The 24,673-nt window shown below is 42.8% G+C and carries 26 protein-coding genes; 25 read left to right on the forward strand and 1 reads right to left on the reverse strand.

Features of this window, described 5'->3' with window-relative positions; translation table 11 throughout:
* Positions 1-3 precede the first annotated feature (3 nt).
* The 6 genes from LGO15_RS08840 (at position 4) to topA (ending at position 7,766) form a co-directional block, all read left to right on the forward strand.
* Positions 4-1,851, forward strand: coding sequence for a hypothetical protein (locus LGO15_RS08840; protein WP_226087358.1), 1,848 nt, complete (start codon positions 4-6; stop codon positions 1,849-1,851).
* A complete protein-coding gene (locus tag LGO15_RS08845) occupies positions 1,848-2,132 on the forward strand; it encodes an EscU/YscU/HrcU family type III secretion system export apparatus switch protein (RefSeq protein ID WP_167831765.1) in 285 nt (94 codons plus the stop codon). The genes LGO15_RS08840 and LGO15_RS08845 overlap by 4 nt, the downstream gene beginning before the upstream one ends.
* A gap of 296 nt (positions 2,133-2,428) precedes the next feature.
* Positions 2,429-3,589, forward strand: a complete 1,161-nt coding sequence (gene sucC, locus LGO15_RS08850; protein ID WP_167831764.1) for an ADP-forming succinate--CoA ligase subunit beta — start codon at positions 2,429-2,431, stop codon at positions 3,587-3,589.
* Positions 3,590-3,611: 22 nt separating this feature from the next.
* Positions 3,612-4,514, forward strand: coding sequence for a succinate--CoA ligase subunit alpha (gene sucD, locus LGO15_RS08855; protein WP_167831763.1), 903 nt, complete (start codon positions 3,612-3,614; stop codon positions 4,512-4,514).
* Between the two features lie 62 nt (positions 4,515-4,576).
* Positions 4,577-5,431 (forward strand): DNA-processing protein DprA, encoded by an 855-nt coding sequence (gene dprA / locus LGO15_RS08860; protein WP_226087359.1) that lies wholly within the window; start codon positions 4,577-4,579, stop codon positions 5,429-5,431.
* Positions 5,432-5,690: 259 nt separating this feature from the next.
* The gene (topA, locus tag LGO15_RS08865; protein WP_226087360.1) at positions 5,691-7,766 is read left to right on the forward strand and encodes a type I DNA topoisomerase; all 2,076 of its coding nucleotides are present in this window, start codon (positions 5,691-5,693) and stop codon (positions 7,764-7,766) included.
* A 140-nt stretch (positions 7,767-7,906) separates the two neighbouring features.
* Here topA and LGO15_RS08870 read toward each other — a convergent pair whose 3' ends face one another.
* The gene (locus tag LGO15_RS08870; protein WP_226087361.1) at positions 7,907-8,086 is read right to left on the reverse strand and encodes a hypothetical protein; all 180 of its coding nucleotides are present in this window, start codon (positions 8,084-8,086) and stop codon (positions 7,907-7,909) included.
* A gap of 277 nt (positions 8,087-8,363) precedes the next feature.
* Here LGO15_RS08870 and trmFO point away from each other — a divergent pair, with 277 nt between their 5' ends.
* From trmFO to LGO15_RS08965, 19 genes are all read left to right on the forward strand, one after another.
* Positions 8,364-9,671 carry an FADH(2)-oxidizing methylenetetrahydrofolate--tRNA-(uracil(54)-C(5))-methyltransferase TrmFO gene (gene trmFO, locus LGO15_RS08875; RefSeq protein ID WP_226087362.1) on the forward strand — a complete coding sequence of 436 codons (1,308 nt, stop codon included), beginning with the start codon at positions 8,364-8,366 and terminating at the stop codon, positions 9,669-9,671.
* Positions 9,672-9,731: 60 nt separating this feature from the next.
* Entirely contained in the window at positions 9,732-10,634 is a 903-nt protein-coding gene (gene xerC, locus LGO15_RS08880; protein WP_167831759.1) for a tyrosine recombinase XerC, read from the forward strand.
* Between the two features lie 20 nt (positions 10,635-10,654).
* Positions 10,655-11,197, forward strand: a complete 543-nt coding sequence (gene hslV / locus LGO15_RS08885) for an ATP-dependent protease subunit HslV (protein WP_167831758.1) — start codon at positions 10,655-10,657, stop codon at positions 11,195-11,197.
* A 19-nt stretch (positions 11,198-11,216) separates the two neighbouring features.
* Positions 11,217-12,623, forward strand: coding sequence for an ATP-dependent protease ATPase subunit HslU (hslU, locus tag LGO15_RS08890; RefSeq protein WP_167831757.1), 1,407 nt, complete (start codon positions 11,217-11,219; stop codon positions 12,621-12,623).
* 128 nt (positions 12,624-12,751) lie between these two features.
* Complete coding sequence (codY, locus tag LGO15_RS08895) at positions 12,752-13,531, forward strand: GTP-sensing pleiotropic transcriptional regulator CodY (RefSeq protein WP_167831756.1); 780 nt, start codon at positions 12,752-12,754, stop codon at positions 13,529-13,531.
* Between the two features lie 509 nt (positions 13,532-14,040).
* Positions 14,041-14,436, forward strand: a complete 396-nt coding sequence (gene flgB, locus LGO15_RS08900; RefSeq protein WP_167831755.1) for a flagellar basal body rod protein FlgB — start codon at positions 14,041-14,043, stop codon at positions 14,434-14,436.
* A 2-nt stretch (positions 14,437-14,438) separates the two neighbouring features.
* On the forward strand, positions 14,439-14,888 hold the full coding sequence (gene flgC, locus LGO15_RS08905) for a flagellar basal body rod protein FlgC (protein ID WP_167831754.1): 450 nt from the start codon (positions 14,439-14,441) through the stop codon (positions 14,886-14,888).
* Positions 14,889-14,933: 45 nt separating this feature from the next.
* Complete coding sequence (gene fliE / locus LGO15_RS08910) at positions 14,934-15,212, forward strand: flagellar hook-basal body complex protein FliE (protein ID WP_245243481.1); 279 nt, start codon at positions 14,934-14,936, stop codon at positions 15,210-15,212.
* A gap of 76 nt (positions 15,213-15,288) precedes the next feature.
* The gene (gene fliF / locus LGO15_RS08915; protein ID WP_167831752.1) at positions 15,289-16,881 is read left to right on the forward strand and encodes a flagellar basal-body MS-ring/collar protein FliF; all 1,593 of its coding nucleotides are present in this window, start codon (positions 15,289-15,291) and stop codon (positions 16,879-16,881) included.
* An 11-nt stretch (positions 16,882-16,892) separates the two neighbouring features.
* Positions 16,893-17,909, forward strand: a complete 1,017-nt coding sequence (fliG, locus tag LGO15_RS08920; RefSeq protein ID WP_167831751.1) for a flagellar motor switch protein FliG — start codon at positions 16,893-16,895, stop codon at positions 17,907-17,909.
* Complete coding sequence (gene fliH, locus LGO15_RS08925; RefSeq protein WP_226087363.1) at positions 17,893-18,666, forward strand: flagellar assembly protein FliH; 774 nt, start codon at positions 17,893-17,895, stop codon at positions 18,664-18,666. The genes fliG and fliH overlap by 17 nt, the downstream gene beginning before the upstream one ends.
* Positions 18,667-18,680: 14 nt before the next feature.
* Complete coding sequence (gene fliI / locus LGO15_RS08930) at positions 18,681-19,976, forward strand: flagellar protein export ATPase FliI (RefSeq protein WP_413231398.1); 1,296 nt, start codon at positions 18,681-18,683, stop codon at positions 19,974-19,976.
* Positions 19,977-19,983: 7 nt separating this feature from the next.
* Entirely contained in the window at positions 19,984-20,430 is a 447-nt protein-coding gene (gene fliJ, locus LGO15_RS08935; protein WP_226087365.1) for a flagellar export protein FliJ, read from the forward strand.
* Between the two features lie 4 nt (positions 20,431-20,434).
* Entirely contained in the window at positions 20,435-21,034 is a 600-nt protein-coding gene (locus LGO15_RS08940; RefSeq protein ID WP_167831747.1) for a MotE family protein, read from the forward strand.
* Between the two features lie 29 nt (positions 21,035-21,063).
* Positions 21,064-21,639 (forward strand): hypothetical protein, encoded by a 576-nt coding sequence (locus tag LGO15_RS08945; RefSeq protein WP_226087366.1) that lies wholly within the window; start codon positions 21,064-21,066, stop codon positions 21,637-21,639.
* 105 nt (positions 21,640-21,744) lie between these two features.
* Complete coding sequence (locus tag LGO15_RS08950; RefSeq protein WP_226087367.1) at positions 21,745-22,293, forward strand: flagellar hook-length control protein FliK; 549 nt, start codon at positions 21,745-21,747, stop codon at positions 22,291-22,293.
* A gap of 10 nt (positions 22,294-22,303) precedes the next feature.
* On the forward strand, positions 22,304-22,933 hold the full coding sequence (gene flgD, locus LGO15_RS08955; protein WP_226087368.1) for a flagellar hook assembly protein FlgD: 630 nt from the start codon (positions 22,304-22,306) through the stop codon (positions 22,931-22,933).
* A 17-nt stretch (positions 22,934-22,950) separates the two neighbouring features.
* Positions 22,951-23,340 (forward strand): TIGR02530 family flagellar biosynthesis protein, encoded by a 390-nt coding sequence (locus LGO15_RS08960; protein WP_167831744.1) that lies wholly within the window; start codon positions 22,951-22,953, stop codon positions 23,338-23,340.
* Between the two features lie 81 nt (positions 23,341-23,421).
* The gene (locus LGO15_RS08965) at positions 23,422-24,645 is read left to right on the forward strand and encodes a flagellar hook protein FlgE (protein WP_167831743.1); all 1,224 of its coding nucleotides are present in this window, start codon (positions 23,422-23,424) and stop codon (positions 24,643-24,645) included.
* Positions 24,646-24,673: the final 28 nt, after the last annotated feature.

Below are 24,673 nucleotides of genomic sequence, written 5' to 3' on the forward strand. Positions count from 1 at the left end.
ACCATGGAAACAGGAGCGCTGCAGGGTTTATTTAACCAAAAAACCACACAGCAAATGAAAACAGCTGAATTTAGGCCAGGACAAATCATAAACGGCAAGATCATAAAGCTGTACCCTGAGCAAGTAGCTGAAGTGCAAATCGGCAATCAGAAAATGATTGCTCAATTAGAGGCGCCGTTGTCAGCAAATGAGCGCTATTGGTTCCAGGTACAGCCTGGAGAAGGAAAAGTCCATTTAAAGGTGGTTGGCAAAGGTGCTGAGGATAAAGGGCAGCCGGCGAGCCTCGCCAAAATACTTGGGGAATTCTCAATGCAGCCTACAAAGGAAAACATGGATCTGGTTCGCTTTTTTATCAAAGAGCAGCTTCCGGTCAACCGTGAACTGCTAAAGCTGGCATCAGAGTGGTTAAGTATGGTGGATTCCCGCAGCGCTGGTCAGGATGCTTTAAAAATGATTTTGACTAGAGGTATTCCTGTTACACTGGCAGCGTTTGAGGCACTCTATACTGCTACAAAAGAACCATCTTTGGTCCTGTTGATGGAAAAGCTTGAAAAGGCATTAGATAGGGTATCAGATTCCGCTGTAGGCACAAGTCTTAAAAAACTATTGAATGAGATGATCCCAGCCAATAAAACAGTTGCTTCTGAAGCCGCGCTGAATCATCTGGCATTGATGTGGATTAAGAGGGACGGAAAAGAAAGTCAGGCGGCATTGGAGCTGCTTAAACAATTTGGCGCAATACCACCCAAAAACAGCGAGAGCATCCTTTTGCAACAGATGTTTGCTAGGCTGTTGCACTACAGTACAACCGGAGAAGAAATGCCTGAAGGGCTGAATTCTGTCAAAAATATCATAACACTTGTAGAAAAGGGTGATTTTGCTGCAGCCAGGCAGATGGTCACAAGCTTGATTCCTGCAAAGCCACTAGCTGCTAATGAACTGATAGAGTCACTTAAATTTCTATTCTACCGACCACCAGCAAAAGAAGCGGACGTGCAGCAGGGACTGCAGTCATTCAAACAGTTAATGTCAGTGACGGGTGATGGCGAATCCCTTTCCGGCCTTTTCGCGGATAAGGAAACTTGGCGACAGGCTGGTATGGACGTTTTAAAAGCTGTGAGTCAGCATCAGTTATCAGGCCTGCAGGCGCAGCTTTTATCAGAAGCAGTGGGTAAGGCAGAACAGCCGGCTCCGCTGCAAGAAACCAGTGCTGCATTGCTCACTGATGCAAAAATAAAAAGATTCCTGTCAGCTCTTGGACTGTCTTATGAACACCAGCTAGGCGAAGTTTTAAAAGATGGTGAGATTGGCAAGGCACCAGTTTCGGAGACAGTGAAATCTATGGTGCTCCGCCTTTTGAACGAGAATCCGCCTCCAGCTGTCAAAGAAGCTTCGGAGCTGCTTTTGAACAAACTCACCGGGTTCCAGCTCCTCTCGCAGGAAGCAGGCCCGATTCAGCAGCTTGTTGTGCAGATTCCATTTGTACTAGGTGGAAAAACGAATGAACTTACGATGCAATGGAGCGGGAAGAAAACCGAGGATGGAAAGATTGACGCTGATTTTTGCCGAGTACTCTTTTACCTTAAACTTGAACATCTAAATGATCTAATCGTTGATATGCAAGTTCAGAATCGTATCATGAGCGTCCAGATTTTCAACGAAAATCCAGTTCTGAAAAAAATGGCTGAGCAATTGACGCCAGTGTTGAAATCAAAATTAGCTGAAATCAATTATCAGCTGTCTTCCGTTCACTTCCATCTCCCCGGACAATCCCAGTCTGGGAAGAACCAGCGCGTCCTGTCAGATCTATATAGCCAAAAAGAATATAGCGGAGTGGATATCAAAATATGAAACCACCAAAGCATACAAGGAAATCAGCAGTTGCCCTGGGGTATAACGCAGGAAGTATGGACGCTCCTAAAGTGATGGCAAAGGGAAAAGGTCTTTTGGCTGAACAAATCATTGAAAAAGCCAAGGATCATGATATTCCCATCCAGGAAGACCCGTCACTTGTTGAAGTGTTGAGCCAGCTTGAACTGAATGAACGGATACCAGAGGAACTATATCAAGCAGTAGCCGAAGTATTTTCCTTTGTCTACCATTTGGATCAACAAGCAGGAAGACAAAAATAATATTTTCACAAACCCAATTTGATATAGTTTTTTTTTAGTGGAACTTTCATAGAAAAAGCCGGGGAATGCAGTCATCCCGGCTTTTTGTGTGGGTGAGTATTCCAGGTGATATTTTTTTGCAATATTTAAAATGGGGAAATATTTAAATCATAATGGTAGACAATCAATATTTCATTATATAAAATGAAAGCGCAGTCTATTTTTTAAAAATTTAAATGAATTATATTTTCTACTTAGGAAGTGTATTTTCAGGAATCTGGAGATATGGGTGTTCCTAATAGATAGGAGGATGGGAAATGAATGTCCATGAGTATCAAGGAAAAGAAATCCTCAGAAAATATGGGGTAAAAGTACCGAATGGGAAGGTTGCTTTTACAGTTGATGAAGCTGTTGAAGCAGCTAAAGAGCTTGGGTCATCGGTAGTTGTTGTAAAAGCTCAAATCCATGCTGGCGGAAGGGGTAAAGCCGGCGGTGTCAAGGTTGCTAAGAACCTTGATGAAGTACGTACATATGCTTCTGAGATCTTAGGCAAGACACTGGTCACTCACCAGACTGGTCCAGAAGGCAAGGAAGTAAAACGCCTGTTGATTGAGGAAGGCTGTGACATCAAGAAGGAGTACTATGTAGGCCTTGTGCTTGACCGTGCTACTTCACGTGTTGTCCTTATGGCTTCTGAAGAAGGCGGAACGGAAATCGAAGAAGTTGCGGAAGCGACTCCTGAAAAAATCTTCAAAGAAGAAATCGATCCTGTAGTTGGTCTTATGCCATACCAGGCTCGCCGTATCGCATTCAATATCAACATCCCTAAGGAACTGGTCAACCAGGCTGTAAAGTTCATGATGGGCTTATATAACGCTTATGTCGAAAAGGATTGTTCAATCGCAGAAATCAACCCATTGGTTGTGACTGGTGACGGACAGGTAATGGCACTTGACGCTAAATTGAACTTCGATTCAAACGCGCTATACCGCCAGAAGGATATCCTTGAGTACCGCGACCTTGAAGAAGAAGATCCAAAGGAAATCGAAGCATCGAAGTATGACCTCAGCTATATTTCTCTAGATGGAAACATCGGCTGCATGGTTAACGGTGCAGGTCTTGCGATGGCAACTATGGACATCGTTAAGCATTATGGCGGAGACCCTGCAAACTTCCTTGATGTTGGGGGCGGTGCTACTGCAGAAAAAGTAACAGAAGCATTCAAAATCATCCTTTCAGATCCTAACGTAAAAGGAATCTTTGTTAATATCTTCGGCGGCATCATGAAGTGTGATGTAATCGCTACTGGTGTAGTGGAAGCTGCCAAGCAGGTTGGACTTGAAGTTCCTCTTGTCGTTCGCCTTGAAGGTACGAACGTTGATCTTGGAAAACAGATTCTTAATGAGTCTGGCTTGAATATCATTGCTGCTGAATCAATGGCAGACGGCGCTGAAAAAATCGTTTCATTAGTTAAGTAGGATCGAAAGGAGAGAATTTGACGTGAGCGTATTCATTAATAAAGATACAAAGGTCATTGTTCAAGGGATTACGGGTTCTACAGCCCTTTTCCATACAAAACAAATGCTTGAATATGGTACAAAAATTGTTGGAGGAACATCTCCAGGCAAGGGCGGTACAGAAGTTGAAGGCGTGCCTGTATTCAATACTGTGCAAGAAGCTGTTGAAGCGACAGGTGCAAATGCATCTGTAATCTATGTACCAGCTCCATTCGCTGCAGATGCGATCATCGAAGCTGTCGATGCAGAGCTTGATTTGGCAATCTGTATCACAGAGCATATCCCTGTGTTGGATATGGTAAAGGTGAAGCGTTATATGGAAGGCAGGAAGACTCGCCTTGTAGGACCTAACTGTCCGGGTGTCATCACTCCTGAAGAGTGCAAGATTGGAATCATGCCTGGATATATCCATACAAAAGGCCATGTCGGCGTTGTATCACGTTCTGGAACATTGACTTATGAAGCAGTACACCAATTAACACAAGCTGGAATCGGCCAGTCTACTGCTGTAGGGATCGGCGGAGACCCAGTTAACGGAACAAACTTCATCGATGTCCTGAAGGCATTCAATGAAGATCCAGAAACGTATGCGGTCATCATGATCGGTGAAATCGGCGGTACGGCTGAGGAAGAAGCAGCTGAGTGGGTTAAGGCAAACATGACGAAACCTGTTGTCGGCTTCATCGGCGGAAGAACTGCACCTCCTGGAAAGCGCATGGGCCACGCTGGTGCGATCATTTCAGGCGGTAAGGGTACAGCAGACGAAAAGATCCGCGTAATGAACGAGTGCGGCATCCAGGTTGCTGAAACTCCATCCGTAATGGGTGAAACGCTAATCAAGGTTTTGAAGGAACAAGACCTGTACGATCAGTGCAAAACACACTAAAACATTCAATCTGACAGTCCCTCTTGAAAGAGGGGCTGTTTATTAATCCCAGGGGGAAGTATATGGATGGATTGAAAAAGAAACTAATCCAGCTTATCCATAGCAAAAATGCGAGTTGGAAAGCTATTTATACTGCACTTAAAGCAAGTACGGCATTAACTGAACCAGAAACTGCATTATATTCCTCTATTAATCCTCGGGCGCAGCAACTCATCAGAGACCATCAATTTATTCCCATCGACAAACTTCTCAACGACTATGCCTCTAAGAATATTCACCTGATTACTTTTTTTGATGACAATTATCCAATCGAGCTTAAGACAATCTATCAGCCTCCCTGGATTCTCTTTGCCAAAGGAGATATATCCCTGTTAAGGAACACAAAGAACCTTGCAGTTGTTGGTTCCAGGAATGCCTCATCATACGGCATAAAGGCGATTGACTATTTATTTCCTTCATTAATAGAGAAGAATGTACAAATTGTAAGTGGGTTAGCAAAAGGCATCGATGCCCATGCCCATAAAGCAGCCATCAAGTTGGGCGGGAAAACAATTGGTGTCATTGCTGGCGGGTTTAACAATCTCTATCCTAAGGAAAATATGAAATTGGCAGAGTACATGATGGAAAAACATCTCGTATTATCAGAGTATCCACCAGCGACTATGCCGGCAAAGTGGCAATTTCCGATGCGAAACAGGATTATCAGCGGTCTTTCACAGGGTACACTCGTCATAGAAGCGAAAAAAAAGAGTGGTTCATTGATCACGGCAGATTTTGCATTGAATGAAGGCAGGGATGTATTTGCCGTCCCCGGCAGCATATTGACTCCTGATTCCGATGGAGTCCATTATTTAATCCAGCAAGGAGCAAAACTAATCAAAAGTTCCGAGGATATTTTAGAGGAACTTGGTATGTAATGTGAAATAATCGTATAAAATGCTTAGAAAAAGTTAAAAAAGTTTCGGAAATATACTTTTTTACTAAGATATTTTTATATTTGAATGAAAAATTACATCAAAAAGGTTGAAATAATTTTCAATCTGGTATACATTTTGCATCAGGTATTTTAAAATTTATTAATGACTTGAAACCGTTTACTTTAAAGGTTAATTTGACAACATTAAGGTATGTTGATAATAATGAATGTAATTTTATACCTCTAAGGAGGACAATTGGATGTCAGATTTTTTAGTCATCGTTGAATCGCCTGCAAAGGCTAAAACGATTGAGCGTTACCTTGGAAAAAAATATAAAGTGAAAGCCTCTATGGGGCATTTGATAGATTTGCCTAAGAGTCAGATGGGAATTGATACGAAGAATAATTTTAACCCTAAGTACATCACCATCAGGGGTAAAGGGCCTGTACTTAAGGAATTGAAAACGGCTGCTAAAAAGGCAAAGAAAGTCTATCTCGCGGCTGACCCCGACAGAGAAGGGGAAGCGATTGCCTGGCATCTTGCGAAAAGTCTTGATGTGGATGTCCATTCAGATTGCAGGGTTGTATTCAATGAGATAACAAAGGATGCTATCAAGGAATCTTTCAAACACCCCCGCGCGATCAATATGGATCTGGTAGATGCCCAGCAGGCACGCCGTGCTCTGGACAGACTAGTAGGTTACAATATCAGTCCGCTACTGTGGAAGAAGGTCAAGAAGGGGCTGAGTGCAGGGCGAGTACAATCAGTTGCTTTAAGGATGATCATTGATCGTGAAAAGGAAATAGCTGCATTTGTTCCAGAAGAATATTGGACAATCGGTGCAGAATTCTTGAAAGGGAAAAGTGCATTTGAAGCTTCTTTTTACGGAATTGGAAAAGAAAAAGCTGAGTTGAAGTCTGAAGAAGATGTTAAAAACATCCTTAAGCAGGTTAAGGGAAATAAATTCACTGTTGCGTCAGTGACGAAGAAAGAACGCAGGCGCAACCCTGCACCGCCTTTCATTACTTCTTCCTTGCAACAGGAAGCAGCCCGAAAGCTCAACTTCAGAGCCAAAAAGACGATGATGCTTGCCCAGCAGCTTTATGAAGGGATCGATCTTGGGAAAGAAGGCACAGTCGGTTTAATTACGTATATGAGAACCGACTCTACCAGAATCTCTGAAGTGGCACAAGGGGAAGCAAAAGAATACATCACAAATGAGTATGGAGAAAAATTCATCCAGACAGAGGTCAGGAAAGAGAAGAAACAGTCCAATGCTCAAGATGCTCATGAAGCAATCCGGCCTACCAGTACAATGAAGGTTCCTGAAACGATAAAGGAATTTCTCTCAAGGGATCAATACAGGCTATATAAACTCATTTGGGAACGCTTCGTCGCTAGCCAGATGGCTCCAGCAATCATGGATACGATGAGTGTGGATTTGAAAAACGGAGAGGTTACTTTCCGGGCAACAGGTTCAAAGGTCAAGTTCCCAGGGTTCATGAAGGTTTATGTAGAAGGTTCGGATGACCAGGTGGAAGAAAAGGATAAGTTCCTTCCTGACTTGAAGGAAGGTGACGAGGTCACGAAGAAAGATATCGAACCGAAGCAGCACTTTACACAGCCCCCTCCAAGATATACAGAAGCGAGGCTTGTCAGGACGCTGGAGGAGATGGGGATTGGCCGCCCATCAACATATGCGCCAACATTGGATACAATCCAAAAGAGAGGATATGTATCTCTCGACAATAAGCGTTTCGTGCCGACAGAGCTGGGAGAAGTAATCCATGAGCTGATGATTGAATTCTTCCCGGAAATCCTTGACCTCGAGTTCACCGCGAAGATGGAGCAGAACTTAGATAATATTGAAGACGGAAAAATCAATTGGGTCAAAGTCATTGACGAATTTTACCGAGACTTTGAGAAGAATCTTGAAGTAGCGGAAAAGGAAATGCAAGAAATCGAAATCAAGGACGAACCTGCCGGAGAAGATTGTGATCAATGCGGTTCACCTATGGTCTTTAAAATGGGCCGGTACGGCAAATTCATGGCCTGCAGCAATTTTCCTGAATGCCGAAACACGAAGGCGATCGTTAAGGAAATTGGTGTCAAATGTCCTAAGTGTGAAGAAGGCAATATCATTGAGCGCAAGAGTAAGAAACGCCGGATATTCTACGGATGCGACCGATTCCCTGAGTGTGACTTCTTGTCATGGGATAAACCACTTGCACGTAAATGCCCTAAATGCGAAAATATGCTAGTAGAAAAGAAGCTCAAAAAGGGTGTTCAGGTTCAGTGTACGGAATGCGACTATAAAGAGGAACCACAAAGCTAGAGTGAGCCCTTGGCTCACTCTTTATGTTTGTAAAGTTGTTGACGGGCTGATCAAGGAGCTTTCGCTTTTCTTTTTCCAGCTCCAGCGCCTAGCCAGTTTTCATCTCTGAAATCGCTTGCCGGAGTATCTTTCAAGAAGCGTTAGCTTTGAGCAGCTCGAGTCGCTTGTCTAGTGTCGCCTCCTAGAAACTCCGAAACTTCAACTCCGTCGGCAGAAGCAAAAAGCGCTTCTTTGTCGGAGTCTCCAGTTTCTGCGTTTCTTGGCAGTCGGCTATACTTTTCGATTTCGGTCCTGCCAATGAAGTCAAAGAACGACTTCACTGTCAGGCCCTCCAGCGCTTGTCGGGGCTATCAAGGCGCTTCCGCTTTTCTTTTTTGAAACTTTTTTCTTTCTTTTTCGTATAGGAAAGTGCAAAATGATACAGGAATCAGGGTAAAGTAAGTAAGGTTGAGTATATAATAGAAGCTTTATGTCAAGGCAAATGTTATAATTATTATTTTGAAAAGGTCACCTGCTTAAATTTTCCTTGTTAAACAGACGGAAATGAGTTTAGGAAAAGCATACACTTATTTTTAATAACTACTGGAGGAAATAGATATGTCTGAAGCTACTGTAAATGTCATTGGTGCCGGTTTGGCCGGAAGCGAGGCTGCTTGGCAGCTTGCTGAAAGAGGCATCAAAGTGAACTTATACGAGATGAGGCCGGTTAAACAGACCCCTGCACATCATACTGATAAATTTGCTGAGCTGGTTTGCAGCAATTCATTGCGAGCTAATACATTAACTAATGCAGTTGGAGTCTTAAAGGAAGAAATGAGAAACTTGAATTCTGTCATCATTGGGGCAGCAGACGCATGTGCTGTACCGGCAGGCGGAGCTTTGGCAGTAGACCGACACGAGTTTGCGGCACAAGTTACCAGCCGGGTGAAGGAACATCCGAATGTGACAGTATTTAACGAAGAAATGACAGAGATTCCACAGGGGCCGACCATCATTGCAACTGGGCCTTTGACAAGCCAGGCTCTATCGCAGCAATTAAAAGACCTGACAGGGGAAGAGTATCTGTATTTTTATGATGCCGCTGCACCGATCATCGAGAAGGATAGTATCGACATGGAAAAGGTTTACCTGAAATCGCGATACGACAAAGGTGAAGCAGCATACCTGAATTGCCCGATGAACGAGGAAGAATTTGATCGCTTTTATGAAGCGTTGATTTCTGCAGAAACTGTTCCGCTTAAGGAATTTGAAAAAGAAATCTTTTTTGAAGGCTGCATGCCAATTGAGGTCATGGGTCAAAGAGGAAGGAAGACGATGCTTTTTGGACCGATGAAGCCCGTTGGACTTGAGGATCCGAGAACAGGAAAGCGACCTTATGCTGTAGTGCAACTTCGCCAGGATGATGCTGCTGGGACACTTTATAATATTGTGGGCTTTCAGACTCACCTTAAATGGGGCCCGCAGAAGGAAGTCATTCAACTGATTCCTGGTCTGGAAAACGCTGAAATCGTAAGATATGGTGTTATGCACCGTAATACTTTCATCAACTCGCCTAAGGTGTTAAAGGCAACATATCAATTCAAGAATAGAGAAGACTTATTCTTCGCAGGACAAATGACTGGGGTAGAAGGCTATGTAGAGTCAGCAGCAAGCGGTCTTATTGCAGGCATCAATGCTGCGCGTTTAGTAAAAGGCGAAGAGCCGGTTGAGTTTCCACATGAAACTGCAATGGGCAGCATGGCCAGATATATTACAACAACTAATGCGAAGAACTTCCAGCCAATGAATGCAAACTTCGGGCTTTTCCCTGATCTTCCTGAGAAAATCAAAGCTAAACAAGAACGCAATGAGAAGCATGCTTCCAGAGCATTGGAAACAATTCAGAAATTTGTGAAAAATTTGTAATTTCTATTGCTAGGGCTATATAAATATGATACTATTTAGTAGCCCTTGTGAGGTGACAGGATGGAAGCAAATGTGAACAATTCTTTAAACTTATTTATAGAATATTTACAAATTGAGAAAAATTACTCACAATATACAATTGAACATTATCAACATGATATTAGGGAATTTTTTTTGTTCATGTCTGAACAAGGCCTGAATAGTCTGGATGAAGTTGAGTATGCTGACACAAGAATATACCTCACGAAATTATTCGACCATCAGCTTTCCAGAAAGTCAGTCGCCCGCAGGATTTCATGTATGCGCAGCTTTTACAAATTCCTGCTCCGTGAAAAAATGGTAGGTGATAATCCGTTTTCCCTCGTATCCATCCCGAAACTGGAAAAGCGGCTGCCAGATTTTTTTTATGAAGAGGAGCTTTCTCAGCTGTTTAAAGCATGTGAAACCGAAAGTCCAATCGGAAAGAGGAACAAAGCCCTTTTAGAATTGCTTTACGCTACAGGAATCCGTGTTGGTGAGTGCTGTAAAATCACGCTGAAGGATATAGATTTATCTCTATCGACAGTTTTAATCCATGGAAAAAGGAAAAAGGATCGATATGTGCCCTTCGGAAGTTTTGCACAGGATGCAATTGAAGACTACATAAAAAATGGAAGACCAGATCTTCTGAAGACGAAAGAAGATCATGGCCATTTATTCTTAAATTTTCGTGGTGGTCCACTCACTGACAGAGGGATCAGGGAAATCCTGAATAAATTAATCGAAAAGTCTGCCCTGACTGGAAAGATCCATCCACATAAACTGCGCCATACCTTTGCCACGCATATGATGAGCAATGGAGCTGATATGAGGACTGTCCAGGAGCTCATGGGGCATGCTTTCCTGTCTTCAACTCAAGTATATACTCACGTTACGAAAGAGCACTTGCGCAATATTTATATGTCACATCATCCGAGGGCTTAAGCCAAAAGGAGGACGAAGGAATGTCAGAATTCCATGCCACAACGATATTTGCTGTTCAACATAAAGGCCAGTGCGCTATGTCAGGTGATGGCCAGGTAACTTTTGGGAATGCTGTAGTGATGAAACACACAGCAAAGAAGGTACGAAAGTTGTTTAATGGTAAAGTAATCGCAGGATTCGCTGGTTCTGTCGCAGATGCTTTCACATTATTTGAGATGTTTGAAGGCAAGCTTGAAGAATACAACGGGAATCTCCAAAGAGCGGCAGTCGAACTTGCAAAGCAATGGAGAAGTGATAAAGTTCTTAGAAAGCTTGAAGCGATGCTGATTGTGCTGAATGAGACTGATATGCTTCTTGTTTCCGGAACAGGTGAAGTGATTGAGCCAGATGATGGCATTCTTGCGATTGGTTCTGGTGGAAATTATGCTTTGTCTGCAGGCCGCGCATTGAAGCAATATGCTGGAGAACATCTAACAGCAAAGGAAATTGCAAAGTCTTCATTGGAAATTGCTGCTGACATTTGTGTTTACACAAACCACAATATTATCGTGGAAGAACTGTAACGGAAAAGGAGTGTTGAGTGTGAAACAAACGACAAATTTAACTCCAAGGCAGATCGTGGAAAAGCTGGATCAGTATATAATCGGTCAAAAGGATGCTAAAAAAGCTGTGGCAGTTGCTCTTAGGAATAGATACCGCCGCGGATTGCTGGCTGAAAATATCCGCGATGAAATCATCCCAAAGAATATCCTGATGATCGGACCTACTGGTGTAGGTAAAACTGAGATTGCCAGAAGAATGGCTAAATTAGTAGGGGCCCCTTTCGTCAAGGTTGAGGCGACCAAGTTCACTGAAGTGGGTTATGTTGGCCGTGATGTAGAGTCAATGGTGCGGGATCTTGTTGAAACCTCAATCAGGCTTGTAAAAGAGGAAAAAATGGAGCGTGTTAAAGAACCGGCAGAGGAAAATGCAAACCGCCGACTTGTCGAACTCCTGGTTCCTTCAGCTAAAAAATCCGTCAATTACAAAAATCCTTTGGAAATGTTGTTCGGCGGAAGTCAACAGCAACCCGAACAAGAAAATAACAACTCAGAAGATTTAGGGTTATTCGAAAAGCGAAAAACTATCAAGCAAAAGCTTGATCAAGGAGAGCTTGAGGATGAGCTGGTAACCGTGGAAGTCGAGGAGCAAGCTCCATCCATGTTTGATATGCTCCAGGGCTCCGGAATGGAACAGATGGGAATGAATATGCAGGATGCTTTGAGTGGCTTGGTGCCTAAGAAGCGAAAGAAACGGAAGCTTCCTGTTCGTGAGGCAAGGAAGGTATTAATCAATGAAGAGGCCCAAAAGCTGATTGATATGGATGAGGTAACTCAGGAAGCTACCTATCGTGCTGAGCAGGCAGGCATCATTTTCATTGATGAAATCGATAAGATTGCCAGCAAGAACTCCGGAGGATCAAGCGCGGATGTGTCGCGTGAGGGTGTTCAAAGAGACATACTCCCAGTTGTAGAAGGATCAACAGTAAACACGAAATACGGCCCTGTAAAAACAGACCATATTTTATTCGTTGCTGCTGGGGCATTCCATATGGCGAAGCCTTCAGATCTGATACCTGAATTGCAAGGGCGGTTCCCTATCAGGGTAGAGCTTACTAAGCTGACCGTTGAGGACTTTTACAGGATCCTTGTCGAACCTGATAATGCACTTACAAAGCAATATGAAGCTTTATTGGAAACAGAAGGTATACAAATTGAATTTTCTGACGATGCTATTCGTAAGATAGCTGAAGTCGCTTATGACGTGAATCAGAATACAGATAACATTGGAGCTAGAAGGCTGCAGACGATTCTTGAGAAGCTTCTGGAAGACCTAAGCTTCGAAGCTCCAGATATCAACCTGGAGAAAGTAGCGATCACTCCGCAGTATGTAGAGGAAAAGCTTGGCGCTATCTCAAGAAACAAAGATTTAAGCCAGTTCATATTATAATGGTTTGTCGTTTTAATGCATACTCAATAGGGTAGACAAATAAAGGCTGCCTATTGTGCAGAAGTATTGAAACTAGCCGGAATTAAAATAAATGTAATTGTGTTTTAAGCAAATAGGAGGAAGAAACAATGGACTTACTATCAAAAACTAGAAAAATTAATGCCCTGCTCCAAAAAGCTGCCGGTAAACCGGTAAACTTCAAAGAAATGTCAGAGACGCTAAGTGAAGTAATCGAAGCGAACATCTTTGTTGTCAGCCGCAGAGGAAAGTTATTAGGCGTAGGAATCAATCAGCAAATTGAAAACGAACGTATGGTAAAAATGCTCGAAGATCGCCAATTCCCTGAAGAGTATACAAAGAATCTTTTCAATATCCAGGAGACATCACCGAATCTGGATGTTGATAGTGAATACACAGCATTCCCTGTTGAAAACAAAGAACTATTCAAAAATGGATTGACAACAATCGTGCCGATCATCGGTGGCGGTGAGCGTCTAGGAACACTGATCCTAGCCCGTCTTGAGGAACAATTCCATGACGATGACCTCATTCTTGCAGAATATGGTGCAACCGTTGTAGGTATGGAAATCCTTCGTGAGAAGGCAGAAGAGATTGAAGATGAAGCACGCAGCAAAGCAGTAGTGCAAATGGCAATCAGTTCCCTGTCATATAGTGAGCTTGAAGCGATCGAGCACATCTTCGAAGAACTTAATGGAAAAGAAGGTTTGCTTGTTGCTTCTAAAATCGCTGACAGAGTCGGAATCACTCGTTCCGTAATCGTTAACGCACTGCGCAAGCTCGAAAGCGCTGGCGTAATCGAGTCCCGTTCCCTAGGAATGAAAGGAACATATATCAAAGTATTAAACGACAAGTTCCTATTTGAACTTGAAAAACTTAAAAGTAATTAATGAAGAAAAAATCCGCTGGTCTTCAGCGGATTTTTTTATTGGTTTCTATCAAGTGAATTGTCAGAAATGGACGTAAAATGTAATGCCCGAATAATAAGTTTTCAATCCCGCTATGTTACAAAAATATTGCGAGATTTTTACACCATTCTATAAAAACCTATTTTCAAAACAATTTTTAGAAAGTAAATAATGGAAGTCGAATCTTCAGTTCTAGGTAATTTGACCTTATTTCTATTCAGCAGCTGTTGAATTTATCTATCGTAATTCCTATCTATTTTTAAATACTTTACAAAAAAATGGAGCCTTTTATAAAAAATATAAATAAAAGTAAACTAGTAGGTCTTTTATACCATTTTAAAAAATGAGCACTATGCATGATAAAAATTAACCGAAAGTACATAGACAGATTATTTCAGATTCTTTACAATTAGGAATATAATGACGAAATTCAGCAAGGAATTACAAAATTCAGCAAAATAATTGAGAGTGGCAATTGCGAGGTGCAAAAATTGAAGTTGTTTTCAAACACAGTATCAACGCTTGAGCATGCATTGAACTATTCTTCTGCGAAGCAAAAAGTCATTTCGCAGAATATCGCGAATGTTGATACGCCGAATTATAAAGCAAAGGATGTTTCCTTTAAGGCAGTGTTCCAGGAAGTGACGGGACAATCCTTTCAAGCGAAAAGATCAGATGCCCGCCATTATGATTTTAGCAGCAGGGCAAGCTCCTTTTCTGGAGTTGTTAATAAGCCCAACGTGAATTATAACGAAAATGGGAACAGTGTTGATATGGATAAAGAGATGGCCGACCTGGCCACAAACCAAATTTACTATAATGCGCTGACTGAGAGGATTAATGGGAAATTCAACTCTCTCCAAACAGTCATTAGGGGAGGTAAGTAAGAATGACTATGTTTCATAGCATGAACACAACAGCCTCAGCATTGACTGCTCAGCGCCTTAGGATGGATGTTATCTCATCCAATATGGCAAATGTTGATTCGACAAGAGGGGTGAATGGCGAGCCATACCGCAGGAAAATGGTCGTCCTTGAACCTAAGGAAGGGAATTTTTCTTCATTCCTGAATAAAGCAATGGGCAAAACAGAAGCAGCAGGGGCAGGAAATGGAGTTAAAGTAACAAGAATACTAGAAGATAGAGAAAATCCGCTTAAGATGGTATATGACCCTGAGCATCCGGATGCCAATCAGGAAGGCTATGTTGCTTACCCAAATGTGGATCCTTTAAGGGAAATGGTGGATCTGATAAGCGCGACTCGTTCTTATGAAGCTAATGTCACAGTTTTTAACGCTTCCAAGGGCATGATGATGAAGGCTCTTGAGATCGGAAAATAAGGAGATAACTAAATGAATTCAGCTGGGATTAATTCTGTTAGCCAAATGGTCAGACCATTTGAAACAAAAGTGTCTACTCCCACACCTACACCATACGAAGCACAAAAAAGTTTTTCGTCCGTACTTAAGCAATCTATTGAAAATTTAAATAAAGCACAGCTTCAGTCAGATGCAATGACAGAAAAACTGGCTCGTGGGGAAAATGTTGACCTCCATCAGGTAATGATTGCAAGCCAAAAGGCGAGCATCACATTGCAAGCTACAATGGAAGTCAGGAATAAAGTGGTTGAAGCTTACCAGGAAATGATGAGAATGCAAGTTTAATAAATTGGCTAAAAACTAAGATTAGATCGGTTATTAGCTGTATAAAAAGAAGAGACTTAATAACCGGGGGATTGAAATGAAAGAAACCGTTCAAAAGTATATACATACAATGAAGGATTTCTGGCAAGGGCGTACCAGAAAGCAAAAAATCAGTCTTGGTGCGTCTATTTTCTTTGTATTAACAGTTGCCATCCTTACAGCGTTTTTTACAACGAGGACATCCCTTGTGCCGCTTTACAGCAATCTTTCACCTGCCGAAACAGGGAGTATCAAAGAAAGCCTTGATGCCAGGGGCATAAAATCTGAGATCTCCGATGGGGGCAAAACAATCCTCGTTCCTGAAGAACAGGTTGATAGCTTGAAAGTAGAACTGGCAGCCGAGGGAATCCCGAAGTCAGGGAGTATTGATTATTCTTTTTTTAGTCAGAATGCCGGCATGGGCATGACTGATAATGAGTTCCTAGTTCTGAAACTCGAAGCGATGCAGTCGGAATTAGCGAATCTAATGAAAGGCATCGACGGAGTCAATGATGCCAATGTTATGATTAACCTGCCTGAAAAGGGCATCTTTGTAAGCGATAATCAGCAGCCAGCATCGGCTTCCATTGTGCTTAATACAAGTCCAGGATATCAATTCAAGGAAGAACAGATTACTGCACTTTACCACCTGGTATCAAAAAGCGTTCCGAACCTTCCTACAGATAATATCGTCATCATGAATCAGTTTTTTGAGTACTTTGATTTAAAAAATGAAAAAAATTCCAGCGGCGCATCTTTCGCTTCTCAGCATCAGATTAAGCAGGAGATTGAAAGAGATGTCCAAAGGCAAGTTCAAAATATGCTTGGCACCCTTATGGGCCATGATAAAGTAGTTGTTTCGGTAACCGCCGATATAGACTTTACCCAGGAAAACAGAGAAGAAAACATCGTTGAGCCAGTAGATCAGGAAAACATGGAAGGGATCGCAATCAGCGCCCAACGAATTACAGAAACTTTCACAGGAAACGCAGATCAGGCTGGAGGGATTCCGGAAGGAGGAAATCCCGGTGAGACGACCGGGTCTCAATACCTGGAGGGTGCAGCTGGGAATGGCGATTATGAAAGAGTCGAAGAAACGATAAACAATGAGGTAAGCAGAATCCGCAAGGAAATTACCGAAAGTCCATATAAGGTGCGCGACCTCGGAATCCAGGTAATGGTGGAACCACCCACACCGGATGACGAAAGCTCCCTCCCTCAAGAAAGGGTAGAAGACATTACAAGAATCCTGAGTACGATTGTCAGGACTACCATTGATAAGGATGCTCTTGGTACTGAGCTAACTGATGAGTTAATAGAGGAAAAGGTCGTTGTTTCAGTACAGCCATTCAATGGCAAGGTCACTTTCGAGAACCAGGTTGAAGAAAAGCTGCCATGGTGGGTATACCTTGTTGGAGGATTATTGCTCGCGGCCATTATCGTTCTGCTGCTTCTATTTATGAGATCGAAAAAGAATGTTGTGGAAGAAGAGTATGTAATGGAAGAAAAGTTTGAGCAAGTTCGTGTTCCTGATGTGAATAAGGAATTTGAGACAGAGGGCACGATGAAGAAAAAGCAACTGGAAAAAATGGCGAAAGAAAAGCCTGAGGATTTCGCAAAATTATTGCGAACTTGGATTTCTGAGGATTAGGAGGAGGATCAATAGTGAGGAAAGACCAAAAAGAATTGACTGGAAAACAGAAGGCTGCAATCCTCCTGATCTCACTTGGACCAGATGTTTCTGCTTCGGTTTATAAGCATTTAAGTGAAGAAGAAATCGAGAAACTCACACTTGAGATTTCTGGTGTGAAGAAGGTTGACTCGATGGCTAAGGAAGAAATTCTCGAAGAGTTCCACAGTATCGCGTTAGCGCAGGATTATATCACGCAAGGCGGAATCGGATACGCGAAAACCGTTTTGGAAAAAGCTCTGGGAACTGACCAGGCCGCGGTGATCATTAATAGATTGACCTCTTCGCTGCAAGTAAGGCCATTTGATTTTGCGCGAAAAGCGGATGCAGGACAAATACTCAACTTCATACAAAATGAGCATCCGCAAACAATTGCCCTTATACTTTCTTATTTAGACTCGGCACAAGCCGGCCAGATTCTGTCTGAACTGCCGCAGGAAGTCCAGGCTGATATTGCCCGCCGTATTGCGGTGATGGACAGTACATCACCGGAAATAATCAATGAGGTGGAACAGATTCTTGAAAGAAAGCTGTCAGCCACTGTTACACAAGACTATACACAAACAGGCGGCATTGAGGCTGTTGTTGATGTATTGAACGGGGTAGACCGGGCTACCGAGCGGACGATTCTCGATGCACTGGAAATCCAGGATCCTGAACTTGCTGAGGAAATCAAAAAGCGTATGTTCGTGTTCGAAGATATTGTTACACTGGATAACCGTGCAATCCAGCGAGTCATCAGAGATTGTGAAAACGAAGATCTCATGCTTGCTCTTAAAGTATCAAGTGATGAAGTGAAAGAGATTGTCTTTAAGAATATGTCTAAGCGTATGGTAGAAACCTTCCAGGATGAAATGGAATTCATGGGTCCTGTAAGGCTGCGGGATGTTGAAGAGGCACAGTCCAGGATCGTCGCGATCATCAGACGTTTGGAAGAAGCTGGTGAAATCGTCATCGCCCGTGGCGGAGGAGATGATATTATTGTCTAGGCTTATCAAATCTCAAAATACCAGTACAGTGTCTGCAGAGAAAAAGGTCATCTCCATCCGGGTGCTGGAAGCAACGAATCAACAAGATGTTCCCCAAGTCTTCACTCATACAGAAGATGAGAGAAGGAGAATCCTTGATGGTGCTGCATTAGAAGCAGAGCGTATTGTCTCCAAGGCCATGAAAGAAGCGGAGCAGATCCGTCAACAGATTCATCAGGAAATGCAAGAATGGGAGCAGCAAAGATCTCTATTAGCCGAGGAATCCAGGCAAATTGGTTATGAGCAAGGCTATCAAGAAGGGAAAAACCAGGGTTATGCAGACTACCGTCAAACAATCCTGTTTGCTCAGGAAACGGTCCAGGCAGCCAAACGAGATTATCAGAATCATATAGACTCATCGGAAAAGGTCATTCTTGATCTGGGTGTGAAAATTGCTGGGAAAATACTTGGGGAGAAGCTGGCTGCAGAAGAAGGATTCCTCCCACTTGTGAAACGTGCCTTGAAAAATTCGAGAGATTATAAGGATATTCAGCTGCATGTACATCCAAAACACTACCAGGAACTGATTGCTCAAAAAGAAGAACTGATTGCCATCTTTCCAAAGGATATTGCTTTCTATATCTACCCGGATGATGAACTGGAGGAGACAGCTTGTATCATCGAGTCGGAAAATGGCAGGATTGATGCAAGTGTAGACAGTCAATTGGAGGAAATCAAAATTAAGCTTTTTGAATTGCTGGAGAGTGAACAATCGTGAAGGCCAAGGATTTAATGGAGCATGTCGATTTTTTGGATAGTTTTAAACGTTACGGACGTGTTAAAAGAGTTGTTGGCTTGATGATTGAATCTCAAGGTCCCGAAAGTTCAATAGGTGATGTGTGCTTCATCCATGTAGGAACGAAGAAAAAACGCAGAATCCAGGCGGAGGTTGTCGGTTTTAAAGATGAAAATGTCATCTTGATGCCGTATACATCCATTCATGATATATCACCAGGCAGTCTAGTGGAAACGACGATGAAACCGCTTGAAATCAAAACGGGACCAGGTCTCATCGGGAAAGTTGTTGATTCTCTGGGGGTTCCCCTCGACCAATCCAGTTTGCCGAAAGGACTGGCAGCTGTTCCTACAGAACAAGATCCCCCCAACCCTTTGAGCAGACCGCCAATCTCAGAACCAATCGAAGTTGGAGTCAGGATGATTGACAGCCTGCTCACAGTTGGCAGCGGCCAGCGTGTTGGGATCTTTGCTGGAAGTGGTGTCGGGAAGAGTACCTTGCTGGGAATGATTGCACGAAATACTACAGCAGACCTAAATGTCATTGGACTGATTGGTGAACGAGGCAGGGAGGTCAGGGAATTCATTGAACGTGACTTAGGGCCAGAAGGGTTGAAGCGCTCCATAGTGGTTGTCGCAACTTCTGATCAGCCTGCGTTGATGCGAATCAAAGGGGCCTATACAGCAACAGCCATTGCCGAGTACTTTCGGGACAAAGGGTTGAATGTGATGCTGATGATGGATTCTGTTACACGGGTAGCGATGGCCCAGCGTGAAGTGGGACTGGCAGTTGGTGAACCTCCAACCACGAAAGGCTACACTCCTTCCGTGTTCGCCATTCTTTCAAGACTTCTCGAAAGGACAGGGACAAATGAATTTGGTTCGATAACAGGCTTTTACACCGTGCTGGTGGATGGAGATGACATGAATGAACCAATTGCCGACACGGTGCGGGGAATCCTTGATGGACACTTTGTATTGGACAGGGACTTAGCGAATAAAGGCCAATACCCAGCAGTGAACGTTTTAAAAAGCATCAGCCGAATCATGAACAATATCGTCTCCGATGAACATGTAAAAGCAGCAGAAAGATTGAGGGAGTTATTAAGTACTTATATCAATGCTGAGGATTTAATTAATATCGGTGCTTATAAAAAAGGCACATCAGGAGAAATAGATGAAGCGATTTTGCGATACCCTCAAATCCAGAACTTTTTAAAACAAGGGACCAATGAAAGAGTCTCGATCAATGAAAGTGTCCAGGCATTATTGCAGTTAGTAAGGAAAGGTTGATGGTTCAATGCGTTATCAATATAAGTTTGATAAGATCCTTTCACTCAAGACGAGGGAAGTGGATGAAGCTCAAGTCGTTTACCAGGATTCAGTCAAAAAATTCGAAGAAGCTGCTGACAGGCTCTATCATCTGCTGAAGAAAAAAGAAGATCTTGAATGTTTCCAATCAGACCGGCTGCTGGATGGGTTGCCAGTCCAGGAAATACGACACCATCAACAATTTATCGGAAATCTTGAAAAATCGATCGACCACTATCAAAAAGTCGTTATGAACGCGAGAAACATCATGAATTTTCAACAAGTGAAGCTGATGGAAAAAAATCAGGAAGTAAAGAAGTACGAAAAAATTAAAGAGAAAGACCAACTTCAATTTCTTGCAGCTGAAAAATATGCTGAAAACAGGATGATGGACGAAGTCTCAATTCAGCAATATATGAACCGGGAAATTAGGTGATGAAATGGCACAGAAAGTGGAGGAAAAGGAAAGTCAGGAAGGTAATAAGTTTCATGCGTTTTTGATGGTTGTGGCAATACCAAGCTTGTTTGCTGTCGTTATTGCACTGGTTGCCCTTTCAATCCTGGGAATCAATATTTTTGAAACAGCAAAGGACCTTGGTGGTAAAGTACCTTTCATCTCTCAGTATGTGAAGGAAGAAAGCAAGCTATCCACTGAGGAATTTGAAAAGAATATCATCAGCCTTGAAGCGGAAATCAAAGACCGGGAAGCAAAAATGGAACAACTGCAGTCGAAAATCGACAGCAAGGATACGCAGTTAAAACGAGTGGAACTGGAAAAAGCACAGCTGCAGGCACAAATCGAAGAGTTGACTGCAATCCAGGAAGAAAATAAGCGAGCGTTCCGGGAAATTGTCAAGACCTATGAAACTATGTCAGCTAAAAGCGCTGCACCGATCATTTCCAATATGGAAACGGGGGAAGCGGTAAAGATTCTAACCAATATCAAGCCAGAATCACTCGCTGCCATCATGGAAAAGCTCCCAGCTGATGAAGCGGCGAAGTATACAGAATTGTTGACAAACGAAACAAGCGGAAACTAGCTTCAAAGGACTTGAGAGGAGGTGAGACAATGGAAATAGGAGCACTTGGATCTGTTAATGCCTTCGCACAGGGAAAGCAGAAAGTATCCGGAAACTCAGGATCTGAAGGGGGTTTTGCCGGATTAATGTCGACAGCTTTATCTGGTAAAACGAATCCAGCACTTGCGGCTGAAACTGGTAAAGATGGAGAAAAGCTAGAGGGTCTTAGAGAGCTAACGGAAATGATTAACGTAATAGACCTCGTAGAATTGGAAGAAGGAATGAAGCTTATGGATTTATTAACTTCTGACTCTGGAAATCTATTAGGTAAGGCGCTATCACATTTAGGGATCAATGAAGAAGATTTGAGGCTTTTTATCCAAAAGTGGTCCACTAATGAAGAGGGAATGAACATTGCATCTGACGAAGAGCTGCTTTCATCTTTATCGCTGATTCTATCAGGGATTGCCAGTCAGACTGCGGGTGAATTATTGGGGAAGTTGGATAAAAGTGATGTACAAGCCTTAAAGGCATTAAAGTTATTTGAATTAATGAGTAGATATGCTGATGGCCAGTCATCTACAACCCCTGATTCTTTGAGGGAATCGCTGAAAAATCTTGGTTAGTCTCTAAAGAGTCTATTAGAACCAAATCATAACAATGGACATACAGAATATTTACACAAACGTTTTACCCAGTTAGCAAGAGAGCTAAACCTTGTTTCGAAAAATATGGTTACTGAAGTTACTAGTTTCATAGACCCAAACTCCGGTTTAAAGACGGAGGGGGCAGCAGGTACACTTGGTTTTCTGCCACAAATGACAAAGGCGGAACAGCTGGTATTAACGATGAGCAGCCCAGAAAGACCCGTTTCAGCAGAGCAGCTCATGAAGCAATTTGAGTCGATTCTGTCTAAATCTCAGTTCATGAATAACGGTGGAACACAAAAATTATTCATTAAATTATTCCCTGAGCATCTAGGCAGCATAAGGATCGAGCTTTTACAGAGGGATCAAACGATGATGGCAAGAATCATTACTTCCACTGGTACGGCGAAAGAAACGCTAGAAGCACAAATCAATGGACTCAAGCAGGCATTTACAGCGCAGAATCTTTCGGTGGATAGGATTGAGGTGACTCAGCAGCAGCAAGAACGATTCCTGAGTAAGGATTCGGAGCAGCAGCAGAGACAGCCAGACAGAGGCCAGCAAGAAAAGAAGGATGAAAAGAGGGATTTTAATCTCTCCTTTGAAGAAGCATTGCTAAATACGGAAGTTTAGGAGATAGACAATGGTGAATACGATCAACTCTACTTATCTGCTGTCCAATATTCAAAAGGACAGGAAGGCTGGTTCGGATATTCTTGGCAAAGATGATTTTTTGAAAATCCTTATGACCCAGCTGCAGAACCAGGACCCTTTGAACCCGATGCAGGATAAAGATTTTATAGCTCAAATGGCCACGTTTTCAACTCTAGAGCAAATCACGAATATGGGAAAGTCAATTGACCGATTTGTTCAGGCTGAACAGCAGAATAAAATGATATCCTACAGCCAGTTCGTGGGCAAGGATGTAACCTGGCACAAGATCGAAAGTGCCAATGGTGAGGAGACGGTTAAACAAGGAAATGGAAAAGTAGCTTCTGTCCAGTTCAAGGAAGATACGGTTTCCTTTGTACTAGAGGACGGAACGACTCTGGAACCAGGCAATATTTCTCAGATCAATGAGTTATCGAGCGAGAATCACATGCTGCAGGCGAGCATGTTAATTGGGAAGACGGTTACCTATCTAGATGGAAATCAGCAAGAGAGATCAGCAAATGTCCTTTCTGTTTCATTCAAGAACGGGAAAACATCCTATTTGCTTGATGATGAGAATGGCACAAGCATCATTTCTTCACAGATCACCAAAATTCAATAACATAAGGAAGTGATGTAATGGATAAAACGAATTTTCGTCCAATTCATTCACTGCCTGTTAACAGGAATCATCCAAAACCTGTGAAAGCCAATCCATTAACACATACACCTTTCTCTATTCAATTGCAGGATGCAATACAATCAAAGAATGGACTGACAATAAGCAAGCATGCAACTGAACGGCTCGAGCAGCGGGGAATCAATATATCCCAGGAACGCTGGAACAGGATTGAGGAAAAAGTTAGTCAGGCGAAGGCCAAGGGCGTGAGTGATTCGCTCGTTCTGCTAAATGACGCAGCGCTGATTGTCAGTGCGAAAAATAACACAGTCATTACAGCGATGGGCAGGCAGGAAGCAGCGGAACAAATATTCACCAATATCAACGGAACGATTGTAATGGAAAATTAAAATGAAAAGGCTGGACCTTTACGGAGGCCTGGGCTGTGGACCGATTGAAGCAGCCCCCAAATCGAAAGGAGTTTTTAAATAATGCTTCGTTCAATGTACTCAGGAATCAGTGGAATGAAAAACTTCCAAACAAAACTTGATGTAATCGGCAACAATATTGCCAATGTAAATACTTACGGTTTCAAAAAGGGCCGTGTTACTTTTAAAGACACAATGAATCAAACCATTTCCGGTGCAAGTGCTGCAACAGAGAACAAGGGCGGAAAAAACCCAATGCAGGTAGGGCTCGGCTCAACGATCGCCAGCATCGACCTGATCGATACACAATCCAGTTTGCAGACTACCGGACGCGCACTTGACCTCGCGATTTCAGGAGATGGCTATTTCGTTGTAAAACAAGGCCAATCGCAAATGTATACGCGTGCCGGAAACTTCTATTTGGATGATAACGGGACACTCGTTAATGGTGAGGGGTTGAAGGTGCAATCCTATAATGAAATTGGTCAGTTGGAAGATATCACTGTCAATGTAAATGCACTGTTGCCTGCTAAACAGACAACTGAGCTAGTGATGAAGGGGAACCTCCCGAAGGATGCTAAGGGCAATTCAGAATTACTTCAGCAAATCAAGGTAGTGGACGATTTAGGCATTGAGCACGTGATTGATTTGAAAATCTCGCCTGTTGACGCATCTGCAGGATCTTGGAATTTATCTTTTATAGATAGGTCGATCACTGTGGACCCTAACAATCCAAATGCCAATGTAGTTAATCAACCAATTACAATTCCTGACTATAATCCTGCCAACCCACCTGCGGATTTGTCCATTACTTTAAAGGTTAATGACGGGAATAATGGAGTCAGGAACCTGACTGTACAAATGCCAGTTAAGGATTTGACAAAAGAAGGCGGCAGCATGGACGCCAACGCTTACCCTGACGGGAATACCCAGGGCGCACTTGAAAGCTTCAACATTGGCTCGACTGGTGAAATAAATGGTGTCTTCTCAAACGGATTAGTCTTGACTCTTGGTCAATTGGCACTTGCAAAATTCAGCAATCCATCGGGACTTTCCAAGGTAGGGAATAACACATTCCAGGAATCAGTCAACTCTGGAACCGCCAATATCAATGTTGCTGGAGAAGGAAGGGGATCGATTGCGGCAGGAGCGCTTGAAATGTCCAATGTAGACCTTTCAGAGGAGTTTACCGAAATGATCACGGCTCAGCGTGGTTTCCAGGCTAATACCAGAATCATTACAACATCTGATGAAATCCTCCAGGAGCTCGTAAACTTAAAACGATAGACTAGGAGAGGAGCAGGGCTGAAAGGGC

Origin of the sequence: Mesobacillus sp. S13 (assembly GCF_020422885.1) — a bacterium.
Lineage (GTDB): Bacteria > Bacillota > Bacilli > Bacillales > Cytobacillaceae > Mesobacillus > Mesobacillus selenatarsenatis_A.